Raw genomic sequence first — 19,339 nt, 5'->3', positions numbered from 1 at the left:
GATTTTCCAACTTCAGGGAATGAAAAAAGGCTGCAAAACAGCCTTTTCTCATTTAAACTGTGATAAGTGAGTTAAAATTTCTTCTGATACTAATAAAGGATTATCAATCATAGAATAGTGGCTGCATTCTGGTAATACTTTAAAAATTGAGTTAGGTACGGTTTCCTGCAATCGTAGACCCCAGTAAGGAGGTAAATATCTATCATATTGGCCATATAAAAACGTGGCAGGCATTTGTAGCTCCTTCAACTTAGGGACGACTTCCTCCGTCTGGTGATGTTCTAAGGCAAGTGATGCTTCCTGTAACTCTTTACCACCGTTAGGATGGTTAAACGGAGTAAGAAAAGCTGCCAACACTTCTGGAGTGAGAAGTTTTTGATGAAGTATACCTTCCCTTAACATTCTTTCAATAAAATAGATGGAAGGCTCAAACTCTGGTGCGGTTGGATACCTTAAAGAGACAACTTTTGGTAATGGCCAATTACTGAGGGTAACCCCATCAATAACAACAAAACTAGAGATTCTTTCAGTGTAATTTGCTGCTAGTATTTGGGCAACTCCCCCACCCAAATCATGCCCAACGACGTGTACTCGTTGTATTCCAAGTGAATCAATAAGAGCCATAACATGCTGGGCTTGCATTGGCAATGTTAAGTTTTCATGAGTTGATCGATCAGATTCCCCATACCCTAACATATCTGGAACTATAACCCTATAATGTTGGGCGAGTTGGGGAATAACGTGAATCCATAAAAAGGAATTGGTAGGAATACCATGCAATAATATAATTGATTCGCTTCCAATACCGGCACTCCTATAAAACATATTAAAGTTCCCTATTTGTACTTTTTCCTCTAAGATTTCCATGCCTGAACACCCCAAAATATAATCAATAACTAACGGTTCTATTATTTGTTCCTAGAACATTTTTTATTCAAACAGATAAGCTAACATAGTAGTACAGCCTAAGTAATGTAGAAGCACGATATTTTTATAATGGTCAAATGAATGAGGATCCTACATTTATCCTGCTTCTTCCTTTCTTTATGAAACAAACAGATTATGTAATAATGGAATAGTTAAACGTAGTTTGTTTGTAGAATGAATCCATAAAGTAAAAAAAAACAGCATAACAACATGAGAGGAGATTGGTCATGATTTTAGCTTTGATTTTGGCTACGATTATTTGTATTATTGCAGCTGTTATTACGTTTAAGCTGACCCAAGTAGAAGACAAAAATTATAGTAGTGATTCAAGCCTTGCCAACATGATGAATATTTATTTAATCTGGCTTCCCGGAGGACTCATTGTAATTGGAATCATTGGACTTATCTGGTTTTTTATTTAAGTATTAAAGAAATTGATAAGGGAATAGCTTGTTCTGAAACAGGGTTGAATGACTCAAGAGCAAATTTTCCACCATAACTAAGGTCCTGACTAGGTCAATTTAGCAACCAGAAAGGACTTATAATATGAGAAAAAAGTTAACACTACTATTCATTTCGGCTACTATTGCTATTTTTGCTTTTATTTTAGTTGTTCATACTCTTCAATCCAATCCACAAACTGAGGAAACATATAAAAATACTATTAATAATCAACACATAAGCTCAAAAAAACGGGGTAAAATTGGTTGTTAGACTATGAATTAAAAAATAATTCTCCTGGGATCAAACTTTCTTTACTTGTTATTGACGCCAATTTTCCAGATCCCATTACCGGTGGATGAAACCATAAATCATCTTCTCCGATACCAAGAAATGGAAAGACATGTCGATGACATAACTACATTATCAAATACTGATAATATGGATTTAGAAGAAATTCGCAAAATAATGGAAAGGTACAATCATCGAAATAGGATGGGAAAATGAAACGGGCAAAAAAAATAATGAAACCTTTAAGATTAAATAAGTGTGTCTCTACATGATATAAAAAAACACCTCCAAGTTGTTTGAAACAATATCAACTTATTTGGAGGTGTTTTTCTAATCTAGAAAAAGAGTTTCTAATTAGAAAAAACAATCACAACCGTCTAAATATAGTAAATAGAATTTTTCTTATAAATATTCAATTATGATCAGTACTACCTTTGGTAGAAACAAATATGGATTAGTTGGTTACTTTACTAAGAAAAGAATCGGTTGTCTCAATCGTTCCATATAAGCTTCCAATCGCTGCCATAAATGCATAATGGACATTTTCTGCCTCAATGTTTTTATTGTTAAAGGTGAGATCAGGACATGTGCACGCATCCTCAATAACCGTGCAACTGAAGCCAAGGTCAACAGCTGCACGACTTGTTGCATCTATACACATATGACTCATCATGCCAACGATAACTACATGTTCGATACCTTTACTTTTTAATTCGGCTTCTAAAGGAGTATGTAAAAAACTGTTTGGGAAATGTTTTTCAATCACAGTTTCACTTTCTAATGGTGCAACACTTTGATGAATACGAACTCCTTCTGTGCCTGATACGAAAAATGGTGCTTGCTTATCTTCGAAAATGTGCTGAATGTGAAAAAGTGGAAGATTTTTTATACGAAAGTAATCTAAGATTAAACGTGCATTTTTCGCAGCTTTCACTGTTTCATGGAGTGTCATTTTACCTCCTGGAAAATAATCATTTTGTATATCAACTAGTATTAATGCAGTTTTGTCCATCCTATGTGCCCCTTTCTCTATGAAAATATGAGATTATCACCATTTTAAGTAATATTCGCCACCAATAAAAACATTTCCTTTTTTTAATAACCTATACTTTAAGTTTAAAAAAACTTTACCATCTCTTTTAAACTTTAACCTATATGCCTAGATGTTGTTCAACAAAATGGCCTTTTCTTGAATTACCTAAGGGTTTGAGCAAGGAAAATTCATGTTTTATATCACTGTCCATTCACATAAATTCTTGCCCTTTTAAGGTAAACGCAGCTTGCATTACGGTTCCTTCTTCTCCAGCTTCATTAGCTCCATACCTAACCACACTTGTAATTTCTGAATCTTCAATAAACATTATGTAAATATTAATTGTCATATTGTTAATATACATTTCCATTTTTAGACCCTCTGCCTCGATCTTCTTTAATTGGTGGATATTTTTCTTTTTTGCATCAAAACACCCCCTTAGACATCCCATCCTGGGTAATCCCGTACAGGGTTTTGTTTGGGCGATTTTCTTCCTGAATGGTTTCAACAGGTTCAATAATAAGTCCTTTTTTCTGCAGGGCCTCATTTATTATATACTCTTTAAAGATTACTTTGATTAGAGTAAAGTAATTTCCGAAAGCAGAAAATAAGCCATTCACTTCTATTAGCGAACATTCCTGCAGGTTGTGAATATCCTATTGAAGGAGGAAACAATATACTATGGCTAAAGAAGTCAATCCAATTAATGAAATCACAAATTTCCAATCACGTGCAGAATATTTTTTCCTATGGATTGGTATAAAGAAATGCTTCATCATTATTTTCATGAAAAAACGAATACGTGGAATGTGTTTAAATATGAAGATGTTAAACAAGTGTTAAGCAACCATGAATTCTTTTCAAGTGAAGGATCTAGAACAACTATATTTGTTAAAACGCATCTCAACCAAGAAAAACCTGCTCCCATAAACCTTACAAATTTGAACCCGCCTCAACATAAAAAAAGCCGCTCCTTGTTGCACTCCCCGTAGTTTGAAGAACTGGGAACCTCGTATTATAGCATCCGAACTTGTAGAAAACATACAAGAATTAGGAGCTTGCGTGTTTTTTTAAGCCTGCATTTATACCCTAACAAATAGAGCCTAAAAAAGAACCTTCAATCCTAAAATAGATTAAAGGTTCTATGTTTTAGTTTTTACGATATTTCCTAAGAATTAACTAAAGACCAGCTCTTTTGCTTCTTTTTCTTCTTTTTCGCTTAGACCAAGCGCTTGCTCGTTTGAAGAATGAATGTCACGAAGAAGCTCTGGGTTTTCCATTAGGGATAACCCATAAGAAGGAATCATTTCTTTGATTTTCGGTTCCCACTCTGTCATACGCTCTGGGAAGCATTTTTGGATGAGCTCAAGCATGACGTGAACGGCAGTAGAAGCACCTGGAGAAGCACCTAGTAATGCAGCAATCGAGCCATCCTCGTCAGTAATCATTTCCGTGCCAAATTGAAGCGTTCCTTTGCCGCCCGCTTCCGTATCTTTGATAACTTGTACACGCTGTCCAGCTACTACTAAATCCCAATCCTCACTTTTTGCGTTCGGGATAAACTCACGCAACTCTTCCATGCGCTGTTCTTTTGATAACATAACTTGCTGTATCAGGTATTTTGTCAATGACATCTCTTTGGCGCCGGCCGCCATCATCGTTAAGACATTATTCGGTTTTACGGAAGTTACTAAATCGAACATGGAACCAGTTTTTAAGAACTTTGGTGAAAAGCCGGCAAATGGTCCAAATAGCAGCGATTTTTCATTGTCAATATATCTTGTGTCAAGATGCGGAACAGACATTGGCGGAGCACCCACCTTGGCTTTGCCGTACACTTTTGCATTATGCTGCTCTATAATCTCCGGATTGTTGCATACCATAAATAATCCGCTTACCGGGAATCCTCCAATATGATGTCCTTCAGGAATACCGGATTTTTGCAGTAAATGCAGGCTTCCGCCCCCGCCACCTATAAAGACGAATGTTGCTCTATGGCGTTCGACCGTACCGGTGTTGAGATTACGTACTTTCAATTCCCACAAGCCGTCGCTCGTACGTTTAATGTCATTGACACTATGGTTGTAGTTTACATCGACATTTTTACTTTTTAAGTTGTCTATCAACATGCGCGTTAAAGCACCAAAGTTGACATCTGTACCCTTGTTGATTTTTGTGGCCGCTATCGCTTCATCCGGTGCACGCTCTTGCATAATAAGCGGAATCCATTCTTTCATCGTTTCCGGATCATCGGAAATTTCCATCCCCTGGAAAAGGGGGTTGTTGGTCATCGCTTCAAAACGTTTCTTTAGAAACTCTATGTTTTGTTCTCCTTGAACTAAACTGATATGAGGCAATTTCATAATAAAGTCCTGTGGATTATGTATCAGGTTGCTCTTTACAAGATAAGACCAGAACTGCATGGAAACCTGAAATTGTTCATTAATTTTTATAGCTTTACTAATATCTACAGAGCCATCCGGTTTTTCGTTTGTGTAGTTCAGCTCGCACAATGCAGCATGTCCGGTTCCCGCATTGTTCCATTCGTTGGAGCTTTCCTCTCCTGCGTTATCTAGCTTTTCAAACACTTTAATATTCCATTCAGGTGCTAATTCTTTCAAGATTGTTCCCAACGTCGCGCTCATGATTCCGGCACCAATTAAAATGACGTCTGTTTTCGCTTCACTGTTACCCATTGTCACCATCCTTTTCCGCCTAAAATCAACATTTACTATTATATAATAGATTTAATTGTTTTAAAAGCTGTTATAAAATGATAAGTTCATCCCAAAATTCTAGAAAACTCAAAAACCAAAAGCCTTCAACCGGATTCTTGCAACGGTCAGACTTGAATATGCCGTTACCAGTGAACCACTCTCTACTTTTTTGCCTTTCTTTATTATAGCCCGCCATAACATCTCTCATTCACAAGCTCCATACAAAATGTAAAACCTACATATTAGCCAAATACATAAAAAAAGAGCGTAATCCTTTACTACAGAAATGCACCTTAAAGCTGAATGAAAATAATTAAGGCATAGATTTTACTGTAAAGTGAATCAGGGCTGCAACTAATAATAAAAAAATCATAAAGAAACTTGAACCTATGATCAGTTTTTTTACGATGGCCGTCTCTTTTATTTGTTTATAAGCAACTAATCCTAAAGCAATCGATACTATCCATACAGGCACCCCAAAAAATGAAAATAAATATCCTGAGTTTGCTATCCAAAATATAAGAATTACAAGATGAAATAATAACAAACTCCAAGCCAAAAACTTCATATTTACCATTCCCAATTTAAAAGCAAGTCACGCTGGTATTCAATAACCCTGCCCGGTAGCCTCTTTAATCTTTTCTATATAACCAAAATATAATCAGTTGGTGCGCCTCGTTCACCTTGTTGACGAAGCATCACTGTGATGTTTCCGCGATGGCAGGTTCCATTATTCACTACATGGTGAATAAGGTCGGCAAGTGTGAACTCACTGCGACCATATTGAGGGTGCTCCGCAATATGATTCGTTCTAGATAAACCGCCGCTTTTCATTTCGTATTGTTCCCGATCAATTTCCACAGCGCTCTCAGGTATTGATGGTGGAAATTTTTCTTGATTGGTATTGGAGCTTTCTGGAGAGCTGCATCCATAAACCATTATAGCAAAAAGTAAAGAATATAATATTTATATTTTTATTTTGATTCCCCCCCTTTGTACATTAAGACGATCTCATTTAACCGTTTCATAAATATTTAAAGTGCAATCCTTACTCTAGAATTGCGCCCGTTTGAAGCACAACGACATAACTCAAAGTGATTTTTTGAAGAAAACGATTTATACAATTCTCTCATTAAAAATACAATCTTTTTATATGTTCCTTTCAAGAGTCAATGCTCAACGTTCCAGAGAAGCAGCTGGCGCTGAAATATTGACGATTCCTAGTTTCCCTAAAGAGATCGACGATCATGCACCCAGTTTTTTTCATGAAGCCGATGAATATTATCGTACTGCCAGAGGCAAGCATGAAAACGCCCCAAATTGAATTACTTTGACAAGCTTTAATAAATTAATGGGCTACAATTCATTTGATCAAGTGAATATGACTAGTCCTCGACCGGTCTTATTTATAGCGGGTATTGAGGCGGAGACGCTCTACTTCAGTGAACGTGCCTACTCTAAAGCTAATGAACCAAAAGAATTATTTACCGTAGAGAATGCGACTCATTTTGATCTTTACGACAAAGAAGAATATATAAATCCTGCACTTGAAAAGCTAAACTCATTTTTTAAAGAATCATTATAAAAATACGATGTGATCAAAAAAGGAATCGTTCGTATCAATAATGTTAAAGAGGCGCAAACTAGGATTCTCCAAGTATGCACCTCTTATTTAATATTTAAATTTTTCCAAAATCCCATATACTTTTAATGGTATTCTCTTTTTTGGCTGATAATTAATAACAATAATTAATAAATTATTATTAATCACTGAAATGGTGCAAGAAGATATATTTTAAGAGCAGTTGCTGGATAATGTGCTAGAAGGCGGATGTTCTAGTAGTTCAGTTTGGTGAAAATGAAAAGGTCAAAAAGTAACAATGAACCCTCTACTGGCAACGGGGCATTTTTTTATACATTAAGTCCGGCAGCCCATAAAGACACCTTTTATGAAATAACCTAATGGGCCGTTGCTTTTAATCGATCACTGTGCTTTCCCGGAATTAAATGGTTCAGGGATATGCGGACGATCAGCATCAAAGGGTATGGCAGGTACATCACTAGGCTGACCAAGTTGGGACCACATACGTAATTTGGAGCCGTCAAATGTTCCTGTTGAGACAGAACCCATTGGTATTCCCTTCAACTCTGTTTGTGAATCAATCCAATAAGTGCTGTCCGGTCCATCTTGATCTTCTGAAAGTTTAATTAAAGTTCTGGCATCAATACTACCAAAATTTTGGTCGATTAAGCCGGTTGCACGAGATAAACGCTCTTTTGTTGACACATACCAACTCCATGGGTTTTCTTGAAGGTTATTAAAATCTAATGCATCGTACTTTTCCATTCCATCCAGAATAAAATGGTTTGTATGTGCCATCACTTCATCTTCTATCCATTTTACAGCAGCAGCAGAATGTGTTGCCTCTACGAAAGCAGCATCTTCATTATCAGCAATACCATAACTTGAACCCGATTGTCGCGGGACTTCTTGTATAAAGTCTACTGCACTTTCTGCATCAGCAGCCTCTTCTAAGGTCATACGAATAACATCCAAATTTCCATACCCGGGTCCGATATCCCATGTTGATAACACATTATTTCCAACCGAAACTCCTTTTTCGTTAATACCCATGGCCATCCCAGAGTACCCGGCACTCGTTATGCCAATATATTTTTGCCCATCTTCAGGCTCCATTTGAACTACTACCTGTTTCGATCCGATCCTAGCGTCCCTGTTTTTATGATAGTAGGCATTCCCAGATTTAGTAGCATCACCAGCGGCTAATACTGTGGTGCACCCTTCACCAAGAAATTCCTCACCTAAAGCATTAAGGGCGAGTAAATCTTGATAGTTTACACCTGCACTTTCTGCCATTGCCCTTAGCCGTTCTAAAATCTCTGGACTTTTTTCTTCAAGAAAACTTTCATATTCATGAGCTGCCTGTGAAAGTTTGGAATGCGATTGATTTGCTGCTTTTTTAAAAAGTGAAATGTTATGTTTAATTTCTTCTTTCGCTTGTTCACCATACTGTTCACCAATGTCAATAGAACTTCCTTTTAAATAAAGGATAGGCTCTTCCTCTGCATTGACAAAAGGTAAACCCAGAGAGCTAATAGTTATAACCGCTACTAATACAACTGATAGAAGCCTAATGATAAATTTCAATTCATCACTTCCTTTTCATTTTATTTTTCACCACCGTATGTATTTCTTTGGTAATAACAGGTAATCCTTCCAAAATTTTTGATAATTGTTTTTTCTTTTTCTTTCTGCTAAATTTCTCTATTCACCTACACAATCTGAACCTTTACATATAATAAAAGCGGACCCCTGACTAACTCGGTTGTTTTTTAATTAGATAGTAATTAAGTGTTACAGCCCTCTAATTCTTTTGGCAAACACACCAGGATTCTTCAACTGTAAATTGATCTTTTGTAAGCCCATTAACATCTTTCTGCAGCTTTTATTAAACTAGGAAAATATTCAGCCATGTATTTTTTATGAGCCTTTTCATTTTTCCACCCCGTTAGTATAAGAAAATTTTGATAGGCTTTTTGAGCGGGTAAATTCACCACGAAGCATGCCTTCAACTTTTTGCATTTTTGGTTTCCATACCTCTTCGTGCATTTCAACAAAATGATGGATTCTTTGTTCTTTTACATGGGATTTGTAGTACGAATAAAATTGGCTTCCCTTAGGAAGGCTGCTATGTCAGGCTCTAAGCCTGGAATTCGAAATTCTTCCTTCAGCAAATCAACCTATATGGAATCATAGGTATGCTCTTGTCCAGAATTTAAGAAAACCTGGTCATGTATCTCATCCTTAAAAAATTGATATGCCGATTAACTTTCCCAACATGACAAAATACAAGCTGTTAGTGGTGCCTTATTATCCCAACCACCAGTTTGTCCTAAGAACCCCCTTCGTATCATTTATAGATTGCCATTGAGTTTGGCATATGGAAAATTTATCTACCTGATCTTCTTTTACCTTGCATTTAATTCTTTTAATTATCATTACTGTATTCTTCTCCTCTACTTTTCCCAAACTATCATTAACTTTTATATAAAAAACGAGAAGTCCTTTTTACTTCTAAAATAGCCGGATTGCTGAGTCAATAAATATCAGCAGTGAAAAAATGAAACCGGCTCCTTTCGTGAGGAGCCGGTCTTCTTTGCTATGACTTTATATCAATGATAGGTTGGTCTTTCCCCTTAGCGTCGGAGGTCAGGAAGATTAGTTAGTTACATCAAATTATTTTGGGCTTATATGGATACCGTCGCTGGTTCGCCAATCGGCGTAAAAGATATCCTTTATACTGGTATATCCATTGGCACTTAATTCATTATTTAATAACTGCTTATCATATCCGATTCCATGTACATTATCCCACAAAACTTCGCCATCAATGATTAACGTGGCAGGAAGATCTACTGAATCTTCCGGAAGGTTAAGATCTTGTTTTTCCGGTGTTTGGTACTTGGATTTTTTAAGTACACTGATTTGACCATTGGCTTCTAGTATCCCGTATTTAACTTCGCGTATCGAAAAAACATTATGTTGGCGCAGCAAACTTAATAATTGATTCATATCTAATTTGTTCTTTTCAAGCATCTTTCGGTTAACAACACCGTCTCGGATAATAATTGAAGGATCTCCCACCAAATAGGAACGAGTCCATTTCTTTTTGAGGGTTAAAAACTCTATTCCAAGCATAAACAGTGTCCACAATCCGAGCGCGTATAAAAAAGTTAAAATCCCTACTTTATCTTCATAATACATATTTCCTACTAACTCCCCAAGCACTAATACAAAAACAAAATGAAATGGAGTTAATTGAGTGATGGATGTTCTGCCTGTGACAAAGATAATAAAAAATAAAGTGATAAAACTGATAATGAGTTTAAGGGTTAATATGACAATATTTACATCTTCCATATAAACATTTACTCCCCTCTGAAAATTTTCAAAGTGTGCGATAGTCTCCAGTGTTAATGATTATAGACTTTGCTTTTTGGGGGGGAAGAATGGATTTATAAAAATTCAGTTTAAACCCTGCCTTCCCCTTTCCTTCATTCTCTAAAGCCTTTGCCCTCTATTTTTTCTCCAACAATTTTTTCTAGAAAATATAGATAATCAACCCTATTTTTCGTTGTTATTTGTATGGATGCTAATATTGCTGTGTAAACAGTTGTTAAAAGTATTGCAGCGAGTCCCACTCTTAATAAATTATTATTGTTATACAAATTTAGTCGCCTCCTTGATTTATGAATACGCCACTATTATTTTCTGCTAAGAAATTAGACTTATACAAAATTGTTAATGAACGGTACGATAAATATTTTTATCTTTAGCACTTTTAGTGTTTAAGTGAATACGGTTGTTACAGTTCGCACATGTTATAGGTTAACAAGGGGGTAATTTCAGATGATTTGGATTCTTATACTTTTCCTATTTAATGCGTTGTTTATGTTGATCATTGCGATACGAGAGGTCCGCCGACCGGCCAAGGCTTTAAATTGGCTGGCCATCAGCCTTATTTTGCCTATCATTGGTTTCGTTTTCTATCTCAGTTCAACGAACCCTGTGGGTATTCGTAGTAAAAACTTAACTTCTTCGAATAAGGAGCCAGATCAACTTCCTGATTCATTCAGCCGCTCGGCCTCCGTCATCTCTCAGGCTTTAAGCCACTTAAGCGTTCATGGACTTCGTACAAGCAAAGTCCAACCCCTCATAAATGGCATGGAGACCTATGAAAAACTTATTGAATCCCTGCAAAGCGCACAAAACACGATTGATCTGGAATATTTTATATACAGGGATGATCAAGTTGGCAGGCGCATAACGAATGAGCTAGTAGAACGGGCCAAAGCAGGTGTTCGTGTCCGTTTTATAAGAGACGGTTTAGGGAGTTCGAAATTCCCGCGACATCAAATCACGCGTATGACGGAGGCGGGGATTAAATGTCGGACGATCTTTCCCTTGCGTTTTCCCTGGATCCTGTCCAATTGGAATTACCGGGATCATTGTAAGATTGTTACGATTGATGGGGAAAAAGCTTTTACTGGTGGAATCAATGTCGGGTACGAGTATACTGGATTGAAGCCGGATGTAGGGTATTGGCGCGACACCCATTTGTACATTGATGGCGAAGCTTCGGCAGATTTACAAAAAATTTTCGAGGTTCATTGGCAACTCGCCTTACCGGAACGGATAAAAGCACGTAATGGGAGAAAGACTGAACAAACTCATTCTAAAAACCATTCCTCCTCTAACATGAAAGCTCTCTCCCATTTATCAACAGAATGGAGTGCTGAGTTAGGAGATACAAATGATATACACACCACCCAAAGTACAGATTCTTTGAACAAAGCTTATATTCAGACGCTGGAAGGAAATCCTGGAATCCCTACGCCGGTAATTCGAGAGGCCTACTTTATTTGCTTATCTCAAGCGAGCCGTTCTATTGATATAACAACTCCCTATTTTATACCCGATGAGGACATCCTTATGGCGTTAAAGACAGCAGTTGCCCGAGGAGTACGGGTAAGATTGCTGGTACCCCTTAATGTGGATAAAAAAATCGTGGAGGCTGCCAGCAGGACTTATTTTGGAGAATTGTTAGAAGCAGGGGTTAAAATTTATCAGTACAATAAAGGCATGCTGCATGCAAAACAGATGACCATCGATGGGGAAATCGCTGAAATTGGCGCAGCAAACTGGGATTTAAGAAGTTTTCGTCTAAGTTATGAGACGTGTGAATTCATTTACAGTTCTGACGTGGCAGAGGACCTTACAAAACAATTCGAGCGAGACCTTAACGATTCTGTACCGTTGCGTATCGAAGATTTGACACGACGCTCTTTGTCACAACGCGTAATGGAGCAAGGAGCACGTTTGTTTTCCCCTTTATTGTAAATTTTGCAGCTTATTCTCTTTTTTTTAAAATCTGACTTAAAACTCTTTGCTCTTGCTGCAAATGCAGAAAAAGCAAAGATCATGTATAGAAAAAACAGTAAAAACTCGAAAAGCCATAAATAAAGCGACTCTTCTTCATAAGATAATCGTTAAATGGATTATGAAGAGGAGTCGTTCTTCTGTCATTATGAGTTCTAGAAATTAAGCAAATGCTGCCGTACATTGTAGTGCTATTCCCTTCTTCGCCGGAGGTCCCTCATTGCACTAGTTAGCAGTAAAATCGCTGTAATCGTGTGCAGAATCCAGCCAACCACGGGAAGTGCTGATATAATCGAGGTAATAATCCCAACAATACTGGGCGTTTTTGGTGTCCGATACAAAAACGTGATAATTAGCGTAATAATATGAAGTACCACGGCCGTTCCCAACGCCGAATAACCACTCAAAATGACGATACTTCCTCCAATGAAAGGGATTGCTAACAGGGCTTCAAATCCACCCGAAATAAACTTCGCAGCTGCAGACAGTTTCATGATTTGCCTCCTTTTCTCGACATTTTTCTATCTGTTCCTGCTCTTTCATTCTTTCTTGTCACTCACCGGATTTCGAAACCTTATTGTGTTATTTAGTCTTTAAACAAAAAACACATGTACCCTCAGTATTTCCATCACTCCTTCTCCTATTCAATAATAAGGCTTGATTGCTAAACAAAAAAATAAAAATAAGTTGAATGATCTCTATATAATAAAAACTACCCTTCGCTTTGTGGAAGGATAGCTTTCTAATGTTATGCCGCATGCGTGGCTGGCTTGTCTTGTTTTTTCTTCTTGTACTTTATGATTTGAACTGCATACCAGATAACAACCAGCGATGTCAGCAAGAATCCGATGATCATAGATAATTGATAGTCCATGTCTAAGCCTTCTGGTGCGTAAAAGATGTAGGTGCAAACGACACCTGTCATAAAGATCGCCGGCACTCCGCAAATCCAGTGCAGCTTTTGATGTTTTAACAAAAATACGGCGGCCGTCCAAAGCATGAACGTGGCAACAACCTGGTTGGTCCATCCGACATATCTCCATAAGAAAGTGTAATCGATCGTTGCTAAGAAAAAGGTCGGGATGGCAACGGGTATGCTTACAAGCAGCACTTTTAGTTTGCTTTCCATATTGATAAACTTCGCAAGCACATCGGCCAGGATCATTCGAGACGAACGAAGTGCTGTATCCCCTGTCGTGATCGGCAAAATAACAACAGTTAAAATCGCAAGGATTCCTCCGATCGTTCCAAGAAGCGAGGTTGAAATGTCGTTTACGACCCCGGATGGTCCTCCTGCATCCAATGCTCCCTGCAGCCCGGCCGTTCCATTAAAGAACGTCATTCCAGCGGCAGCCCATACAAGAGCAATCACGCCTTCTGTAATCATCGCACCGTAAAAAATCTTCCGGCCGTCGGATTCCTTTTTCATCGTCCGTGCGATAATCGGACTTTGCGTACAATGAAACCCGGAAATCGCGCCACAAGAAATCGTGACCATCAAGAGCGGCCAAATCGGCAGCTCGCCAGGATGTAAATTTTCAACGGTTACATTCGGGATCGGCTGTTCAGAGAAAAGCAGTGCCACCGCGACAGCTGCGGCCATGATGAGAAGGATCGCTCCAAACAACGGATAAATGCGCCCAATAATGCGATTCACCGGTAAAATGGTGGCTATAACAAAATAAGCAAAAATAAGAGCTAATGCCATCATAAAGCTAAGCGATGTAATCTGAGAAATTAATTGGGCTGGCCCCGCTGTGAATGCCGCAGCCACTAAAATCATTAAAACGAGCGATACCCCATTAATGACAGCTTTCGCATACTTCCCTAAATACCGTCCGACAAGCGTTGGAAATTGTGCTCCGTTATGCCGAAGCGACATCATTCCGGAAAAATAATCATGAACCGCTCCGGCGAAAATACAGCCAACCACGATCCAAATAAATGCCGCCGGACCGTATAAAGCGCCGGCCACCGCCCCGTAGATCGGGCCAAGACCGGCAATATTTAGTAATTGAATCAAGTTGCCTTTCCACCAGCTCATCGGCACAAAATCTAAATTATCCCGCTTCGTATAAGCGGGAGTAGCGGCTTGATCATCTATGACAAAAACACGTTCCACGAATTTGGCATAAAACATATAACCAACAATAAGTAGAATAATTGCTCCCAAAAATGTGACCATGGTCCTATCTCCTCCTGCTGTTCTTTCTCTATCAAATATGAATATACTAACACTTCTTCCTAGTCGAATCAATCTGATTAGTCAATCTTTTTGAAAAAGTAAAACGCACCTGGATTTCGAAAGTGAAGTCCTGAACAATTACGTTTCAACCGTTCGTTATACAGATGAAGCGCTTGACAGATTCATAGAAAAGAAGAAATAAACGACAATACGATTTTGTCATTTACGGCGATGATTATGGCATTTCAGACAGTCACAATGAACTGTTAGGAGATTTTTTAAATAAAGACATTGATGCGTACGAAAGCACAAAATTACAAAAAGTTCCGCTTCTCATCCACATTCCGGGTATGGAAGGAAAGACACTTAACAGTGTTTCCGGGCAGGTCGATGTGATGCCGGCTCTTTTAAACCTGCTGGGTATCTTAACGGACCATTACACGATGTTTGGTAGAGATATTCTGAGGAACGCGAGGACTTAAGAAAATTTCCCGGTATGGCTTTATTTCGATAAGAATAAGCAAAATAAACATCGGCGTGCCGTAGTAAAGCAGCACATTCATAGAATCAAAAAGCAGATACGCAACATCGGCAACGAAACTCGTGTTATTTTTTAATAAAATCTACAAAATTATTTATTTCACATTTCCATATCCCACTCAAGTGAAACTACAAAGGCCTTTTTTTGAAAAAAATAGGAATCTTCCCCGCACTAACTCTATTTCAGAAAATAAAATACATAGATATGATAAAACTTTTACAAGGAGGAGAACCTATTGGCATCTAAGATTCCGAAAATCCCTATCATTGGAGTGACAGGGAGTGCTGGAAAATCCACTTCCACTGCACTTATTCATTCTATTTTTAAAACCAAATGGAACCATGTGTTAAAAACTCCAGGGAATCGTAATCTACCTAAGCATACAAGAAGAATTGCACAAAAAATCAAGCCTTCTCATCAAGCAGCTATATTAGAAATGGGGCTGGGCAGAGAAGCAGGGAAAAATCATTTTCGTTATATTAAACCTAATTTTGGGGTTATCACAAACGTGGGGACAGCCCATTTTGGAAAGCTGGGAAACAATATAAAAGCAACTGCTAAAGCTAAATCGGCGATGATTAAGTATATGAATCCCAAAGGAACATTACTGATAAATAAAGATGACAAGAATTCTAAACTTCTAAAAACGAAGAAGTTTAAAGGCAGGCTCGTGACGGTCGGGATTAAAAAACGAGCTCATTACCAAGCCAAAAACATTCGTTATACAAAACATGGCATGACATTTAAAGTTCGTTTAAACAGGAAGTGGGAACATTTCTTTATTCCGACATTCGGGACACACAACGTCATAAACGCGTTGTTTGCTATTGCTATAGCGGATAAACTGCGGTTTTCCCCTCGGCAGATAAGATTGGGTTTAAAAAGATTCAAACCCCCTGTCCGAAGATTAAATGCTATTCCATTACCTTTTAACTCCCTATTAATAGATGACACGTTTAATGCAAACCCTCAATCCGTCAAAGCTGCATCAGATGTCCTCATAAAACTCGGTAAACGCAAGAAAAAAATAGCCGTAATCGGAAGTATGCTCGAACTAGGAAGGTACTCTAATAAAGGACATCGGGAAGTAGGAAAATATTTAGCTAGAAAAGGCATTCATAGGATATTCGTATTCGGTGAACAAGCGAAGGAGATAAAGAGAGCGGCTGTTCGTAAAGGATATCCCTCCAAAAAGATCTATGCCTTTACTAATCGGAAACAATTGCACCATTTGTTAAAAAACTATGTCTCTCCTAAAAGTATTATTTTAGTAAAAGGCTCGCACCGGATGCGAATGAAAAACACATCCGAATTTGTAGCAAGACATAGCCTTGACACCTATTATCGAAAGCAAAAGAATTCTAAGAGAAAGGTTTGTTAAAATCATTTCCTTTAAACGCTATATCCTTTTAGATCAAAGGATATAGCGTATACATTATTGGAACCCATCCTATTAAAATAGATATTACACAGATTCCTGCTGCAGCTTGAACAGAAGGTCGTGCAGCGTTATACATAAAATATGCTTAGGCCTAAAAAAGGTGCAGCTCCAGTTGCCGCACCTTCACCTATTTTTTTGGTCATAAGGCAAGATAACATCCACCTTCGTTCCTTGATTGACGCTACTTTCAAAGGTTATGGTGCCTCCATGTTCTTCGACAATTTTTTCACTGATCATTAACCCGATTCCGATCCCTTTTTCTTTTGTACTGTAAAACGGCTCGGCCATTTTTTTCAGTCGTTCTTCAGGGATGCCGCATCCCTGATCTATGAATCGAAACCGAACCCTTTTGGTATCATGTCTGCTTACTTCAATACGAATAACTCCTCCATCCGCCATCGCTTCGAGCGAATTTTGGAGAATGTTCAGAAATACCTGTTTTATTTGATCCTCATCGCAATGGATAAGAGGTAAGGTGGGTTCTATGTCTTCCAAAATATGGACGTTATTCATGATGGTTTGTGTTTTAAATAAGGTAACGACATCCTCTACAAGATCCACAATAGGAACAGCCGACACACTATTTACTTGCGGGGCAGCAAGTGATAAAAACTCTTTTATGATTTTTTCTACCCCATTGATTTCGGTTAACATCATTTCCGTATACTTGGGATCGATTTCACGTTGTAATATTTGAAGAAAACCCTTAATGGAAGTAATAGGGTTTCTAATTTCATGAGCAACACCTGCGGCTAACTGCCCTACCACGGAGAGTTTTTCCTTTTTTCTAATAAATTCATCGATCTTCTTACGTTCCGATATATCACGACTTACAACAATGACGTGTTCTACTTCACCATCCGCCCCAAGTACAGGAGTTCCTTTGGTTTCCAGATAAACCCACTTACCATGAACATCTTTGTACCGACACTCCCCCTGACTTGGTTTTTTAGTCGAAACCATGTAATAAAACTGTTCTTGAATATCCTGAATATCGTCTGGATGTACGAAATCAAAAGCGGCCTTTCCTTCATATTCCTGTGGGGATAATCCCAATACCATATAATGAGAGGGGGAAGCGTATTGGATTATACCATTTTTATCCAACACTCCAATCAAATCCATCATATTTTCTGTTATAAAACGATATTTCGCTTCACTTACTTTTAATTTCTCTTCTATTTGTTTTCTTTCGGTAATATCGATACACGAAGCGATGACTTCAACTACTTGCCCTCTCCTCTTAACAGGGCGTAAGGAAGCCAGGTAATACACACCATTTGCGGCCCCTTCATATGTGACACGGTCCTCGCCTTCCCATGCTCTTTGATAATATTTCATTTTACTTTCAGCATCCTGGGCTGGGAGAAAATCGCTTAATTCTTTACCGAGAATTTGTTCTGGAATAAACCCTATTCGATACAATAATTCACCGTCACATAAAGTATGTATAAATTTCCCATTCACTTTCGTGTATTTTAAAATCATCCCTTGCTGTTGTCTTACGGTATCCACTAATTCCTGACGAGCGGTTCGGAAAGCTTCTTCTCTCCATTGTTGATTGGAAAGTTCTTTAGGAATGCCGCTCTGCGTTACAATTTGTTCGATTTCTCCATACTTTTGTGTGAATTCCTTTGGAGGCAATGGCTTGCTAAAAAGACATCCTTGGGCTTCATTACAAAGATTTCGCTGCAGAAAAATTAAATGTTCCTTAGATTCGACCCCTTCCGCAACCACGTCGAGCTTCAGCTGATGAGCCATCGCTATAATGGTCTTTACAATAGTCCCCTCCTTAGAATCATTCGTGCAGTTACGTACAAAAGATTGATCAATTTTCAATTTATCGACAGGAAATTCATTTAAGTAATAAAGGGAGCTGTATCCAGTTCCAAAGTCGTCCATGCTAATGTGGATGCCGCAACTTTTTAATTCTCTCATAACATCAAGAGCATGATGGATATCCATCATCATACTTTCCGTAATCTCCAGCTCAAGATATTCAGGGGCAAGGTCCGTTTCCTCTAATATCTGTTTCACCATCTCCACCAAATTGGGCTGATAAAGCTGGCGTATAGAAAGATTTACAGACATCACTATAGGGGGGATACCTTCTTTTTGCCAGGTTTTGTTTTGCTCACAAGCTGTCCGTAAAACCCATTCCCCAATAGGCAATATTAATCCTGTTTCTTCAGCAGCAGGTATAAACTCCGCGGGAGATACGAGACCTCTCTCTGGATGTTCCCACCGAATCAAAGCTTCTCCTCCTTTCACTTTGCCTGAATCTAAATCAAGTTTAGGCTGGTAAAAGAGTCGAAATTCTTCCTTCTCCAAAGCCTGTTTAAGGTCGTTACCTAACATGTAGAACTCACTTCCCTCCAATCCCTGGCTTTAGTGCTAATAGATATGGAAATTAAGGCATGGGCAGAAACCCATGAAGGACCCTGGATACAACTGAAAAACTTCTTTATCCCTTTCTTCGTATACAAATTTTTACTAGTATTCTTGATATACTTTACCACATTATCCAATTAAATTGGGGCCGTTTCCTTATTTTCAAAGTTTAAGTCTAAGAACAAATTCGCTAACGCAATTACTTCCGTCCCAAGAGATGATTAATCTCTTGGGATTGTGCCATCACAGTACGGGCACACTGTTTCTACTTTTTCTCCTTTCGAGACCCATCTGAAATTCTTCCACTACAAAATCAGGGACCTCATCTTTCTTCCCACAGTCCCGGCATTCAAAATTAATAGTAATAATATCTTCGGATCATCCAAATGGATCTTCCTCGTCCAACCAACT

At 38.2% G+C, this 19,339-nt stretch carries 17 protein-coding genes and 2 pseudogenes; 5 read left to right on the top strand and 14 right to left on the bottom strand.

Annotated features, from left to right (window positions below; genetic code table 11):
- Positions 1-48: 48 nt before the first annotated feature.
- Positions 49-867: an alpha/beta fold hydrolase gene (locus ACE1TI_RS17310; protein WP_375008806.1), complete on the bottom strand. Its 819-nt coding sequence runs from the start codon at positions 865-867 to the stop codon at positions 49-51.
- A 287-nt stretch (positions 868-1,154) separates the two neighbouring features.
- Here ACE1TI_RS17310 and ACE1TI_RS17305 point away from each other — a divergent pair, with 287 nt between their 5' ends.
- Positions 1,155-1,349: a hypothetical protein gene (locus ACE1TI_RS17305; RefSeq protein ID WP_375008805.1), complete on the top strand. Its 195-nt coding sequence runs from the start codon at positions 1,155-1,157 to the stop codon at positions 1,347-1,349.
- Between the two features lie 764 nt (positions 1,350-2,113).
- On the opposite strand, the gene ACE1TI_RS17300 is transcribed toward ACE1TI_RS17305, so the two are convergent.
- From ACE1TI_RS17300 to ACE1TI_RS17275, 6 genes and pseudogenes are all read right to left on the bottom strand, one after another.
- Entirely contained in the window at positions 2,114-2,671 is a 558-nt protein-coding gene (locus tag ACE1TI_RS17300; protein ID WP_375008804.1) for a cysteine hydrolase family protein, read from the bottom strand.
- Between the two features lie 235 nt (positions 2,672-2,906).
- Positions 2,907-3,062: pseudogene (locus ACE1TI_RS17295) on the bottom strand (VOC family protein); the annotation flags it as partial.
- An 805-nt stretch (positions 3,063-3,867) separates the two neighbouring features.
- Entirely contained in the window at positions 3,868-5,388 is a 1,521-nt protein-coding gene (locus tag ACE1TI_RS17290; RefSeq protein ID WP_375008827.1) for a malate:quinone oxidoreductase, read from the bottom strand.
- A gap of 70 nt (positions 5,389-5,458) precedes the next feature.
- The gene (locus ACE1TI_RS17285) at positions 5,459-5,617 is read right to left on the bottom strand and encodes a hypothetical protein (RefSeq protein WP_375008803.1); all 159 of its coding nucleotides are present in this window, start codon (positions 5,615-5,617) and stop codon (positions 5,459-5,461) included.
- Positions 5,618-5,722: 105 nt separating this feature from the next.
- The gene (locus tag ACE1TI_RS17280; protein WP_375008802.1) at positions 5,723-5,977 is read right to left on the bottom strand and encodes a hypothetical protein; all 255 of its coding nucleotides are present in this window, start codon (positions 5,975-5,977) and stop codon (positions 5,723-5,725) included.
- Positions 5,978-6,051: 74 nt separating this feature from the next.
- A pseudogene (locus ACE1TI_RS17275) lies at positions 6,052-6,210 on the bottom strand (DinB family protein); the annotation flags it as partial.
- Between the two features lie 268 nt (positions 6,211-6,478).
- Here ACE1TI_RS17275 and ACE1TI_RS17270 point away from each other — a divergent pair.
- Both ACE1TI_RS17270 and ACE1TI_RS17265 read left to right on the top strand, forming a co-directional pair.
- A complete protein-coding gene (locus tag ACE1TI_RS17270; RefSeq protein ID WP_375008801.1) occupies positions 6,479-6,733 on the top strand; it encodes a hypothetical protein in 255 nt (84 codons plus the stop codon).
- Positions 6,734-6,790: 57 nt separating this feature from the next.
- Positions 6,791-6,994, top strand: coding sequence for an alpha/beta hydrolase (locus ACE1TI_RS17265; RefSeq protein ID WP_375008800.1), 204 nt, complete (start codon positions 6,791-6,793; stop codon positions 6,992-6,994).
- Between the two features lie 399 nt (positions 6,995-7,393).
- Here the strand turns inward: ACE1TI_RS17265 and ACE1TI_RS17260 are convergent, their stop codons facing one another.
- The 4 genes from ACE1TI_RS17260 to ACE1TI_RS17245 all read right to left on the bottom strand — a co-directional run bounded on the left by ACE1TI_RS17260 (position 7,394) and on the right by ACE1TI_RS17245 (position 10,659).
- The gene (locus ACE1TI_RS17260; protein WP_375008799.1) at positions 7,394-8,578 is read right to left on the bottom strand and encodes a C45 family autoproteolytic acyltransferase/hydrolase; all 1,185 of its coding nucleotides are present in this window, start codon (positions 8,576-8,578) and stop codon (positions 7,394-7,396) included.
- 677 nt (positions 8,579-9,255) lie between these two features.
- Positions 9,256-9,345 carry a DUF4937 domain-containing protein gene (locus ACE1TI_RS17255; protein WP_375008798.1) on the bottom strand — a complete coding sequence of 30 codons (90 nt, stop codon included), beginning with the start codon at positions 9,343-9,345 and terminating at the stop codon, positions 9,256-9,258.
- A gap of 322 nt (positions 9,346-9,667) precedes the next feature.
- The gene (locus ACE1TI_RS17250) at positions 9,668-10,351 is read right to left on the bottom strand and encodes a DUF421 domain-containing protein (RefSeq protein ID WP_375008797.1); all 684 of its coding nucleotides are present in this window, start codon (positions 10,349-10,351) and stop codon (positions 9,668-9,670) included.
- 134 nt (positions 10,352-10,485) lie between these two features.
- A complete protein-coding gene (locus ACE1TI_RS17245) occupies positions 10,486-10,659 on the bottom strand; it encodes a hypothetical protein (RefSeq protein ID WP_375008796.1) in 174 nt (57 codons plus the stop codon).
- A 181-nt stretch (positions 10,660-10,840) separates the two neighbouring features.
- Between ACE1TI_RS17245 and ACE1TI_RS17240 the strand changes: the two genes are divergently transcribed.
- Positions 10,841-12,331, top strand: coding sequence for a phospholipase D-like domain-containing protein (locus ACE1TI_RS17240; protein ID WP_375008795.1), 1,491 nt, complete (start codon positions 10,841-10,843; stop codon positions 12,329-12,331).
- Positions 12,332-12,561: 230 nt separating this feature from the next.
- On the opposite strand, the gene ACE1TI_RS17235 is transcribed toward ACE1TI_RS17240, so the two are convergent.
- Positions 12,562-12,864, bottom strand: coding sequence for a hypothetical protein (locus ACE1TI_RS17235; protein WP_375008794.1), 303 nt, complete (start codon positions 12,862-12,864; stop codon positions 12,562-12,564).
- 254 nt (positions 12,865-13,118) lie between these two features.
- Positions 13,119-14,555 (bottom strand): carbon starvation CstA family protein, encoded by a 1,437-nt coding sequence (locus ACE1TI_RS17230; RefSeq protein WP_375008826.1) that lies wholly within the window; start codon positions 14,553-14,555, stop codon positions 13,119-13,121.
- Between the two features lie 776 nt (positions 14,556-15,331).
- On the opposite strand from ACE1TI_RS17230, the gene ACE1TI_RS17225 reads away from it, so the two are divergent.
- Entirely contained in the window at positions 15,332-16,477 is a 1,146-nt protein-coding gene (locus ACE1TI_RS17225) for a UDP-N-acetylmuramoyl-tripeptide--D-alanyl-D-alanine ligase (protein WP_375008793.1), read from the top strand.
- 183 nt (positions 16,478-16,660) lie between these two features.
- On the opposite strand, the gene ACE1TI_RS17220 is transcribed toward ACE1TI_RS17225, so the two are convergent.
- Positions 16,661-18,895 carry an EAL domain-containing protein gene (locus ACE1TI_RS17220; RefSeq protein ID WP_375008792.1) on the bottom strand — a complete coding sequence of 745 codons (2,235 nt, stop codon included), beginning with the start codon at positions 18,893-18,895 and terminating at the stop codon, positions 16,661-16,663.
- Between the last annotated feature and the right edge of the window lie 444 nt (positions 18,896-19,339).

Origin of the sequence: Alteribacillus sp. JSM 102045, from assembly GCF_041949975.1 — a bacterium.
Lineage (GTDB): Bacteria > Bacillota > Bacilli > Bacillales > Marinococcaceae > Alteribacillus.
The sequence above is the reverse complement of the archived record's forward strand: the minus strand, read 5'-3'. Positions and strand labels throughout refer to the sequence as shown.

Coding starts and splice junctions, on each gene's coding strand:
- ACE1TI_RS17255 (WP_375008798.1), bottom strand. CDS start 9,345: ATGATACGAAGGGGGTTCTTAGGACAAACTGGTGGTTGGGATAATAAG.
- ACE1TI_RS17220 (WP_375008792.1), bottom strand. CDS start 18,895: ATGTTAGGTAACGACCTTAAACAGGCTTTGGAGAAGGAAGAATTTCGA.
- ACE1TI_RS17235 (WP_375008794.1), bottom strand. CDS start 12,864: ATGAAACTGTCTGCAGCTGCGAAGTTTATTTCGGGTGGATTTGAAGCC.
- ACE1TI_RS17285 (WP_375008803.1), bottom strand. CDS start 5,617: ATGAGAGATGTTATGGCGGGCTATAATAAAGAAAGGCAAAAAAGTAGA.
- ACE1TI_RS17265 (WP_375008800.1), top strand. CDS start 6,791: ATGACTAGTCCTCGACCGGTCTTATTTATAGCGGGTATTGAGGCGGAG.
- ACE1TI_RS17290 (WP_375008827.1), bottom strand. CDS start 5,388: ATGGGTAACAGTGAAGCGAAAACAGACGTCATTTTAATTGGTGCCGGA.
- ACE1TI_RS17240 (WP_375008795.1), top strand. CDS start 10,841: ATGATTTGGATTCTTATACTTTTCCTATTTAATGCGTTGTTTATGTTG.
- ACE1TI_RS17300 (WP_375008804.1), bottom strand. CDS start 2,671: ATGGACAAAACTGCATTAATACTAGTTGATATACAAAATGATTATTTT.
- ACE1TI_RS17230 (WP_375008826.1), bottom strand. CDS start 14,555: ATGGTCACATTTTTGGGAGCAATTATTCTACTTATTGTTGGTTATATG.
- ACE1TI_RS17310 (WP_375008806.1), bottom strand. CDS start 867: ATGGAAATCTTAGAGGAAAAAGTACAAATAGGGAACTTTAATATGTTT.
- ACE1TI_RS17250 (WP_375008797.1), bottom strand. CDS start 10,351: ATGGAAGATGTAAATATTGTCATATTAACCCTTAAACTCATTATCAGT.
- ACE1TI_RS17280 (WP_375008802.1), bottom strand. CDS start 5,977: ATGAAGTTTTTGGCTTGGAGTTTGTTATTATTTCATCTTGTAATTCTT.
- ACE1TI_RS17305 (WP_375008805.1), top strand. CDS start 1,155: ATGATTTTAGCTTTGATTTTGGCTACGATTATTTGTATTATTGCAGCT.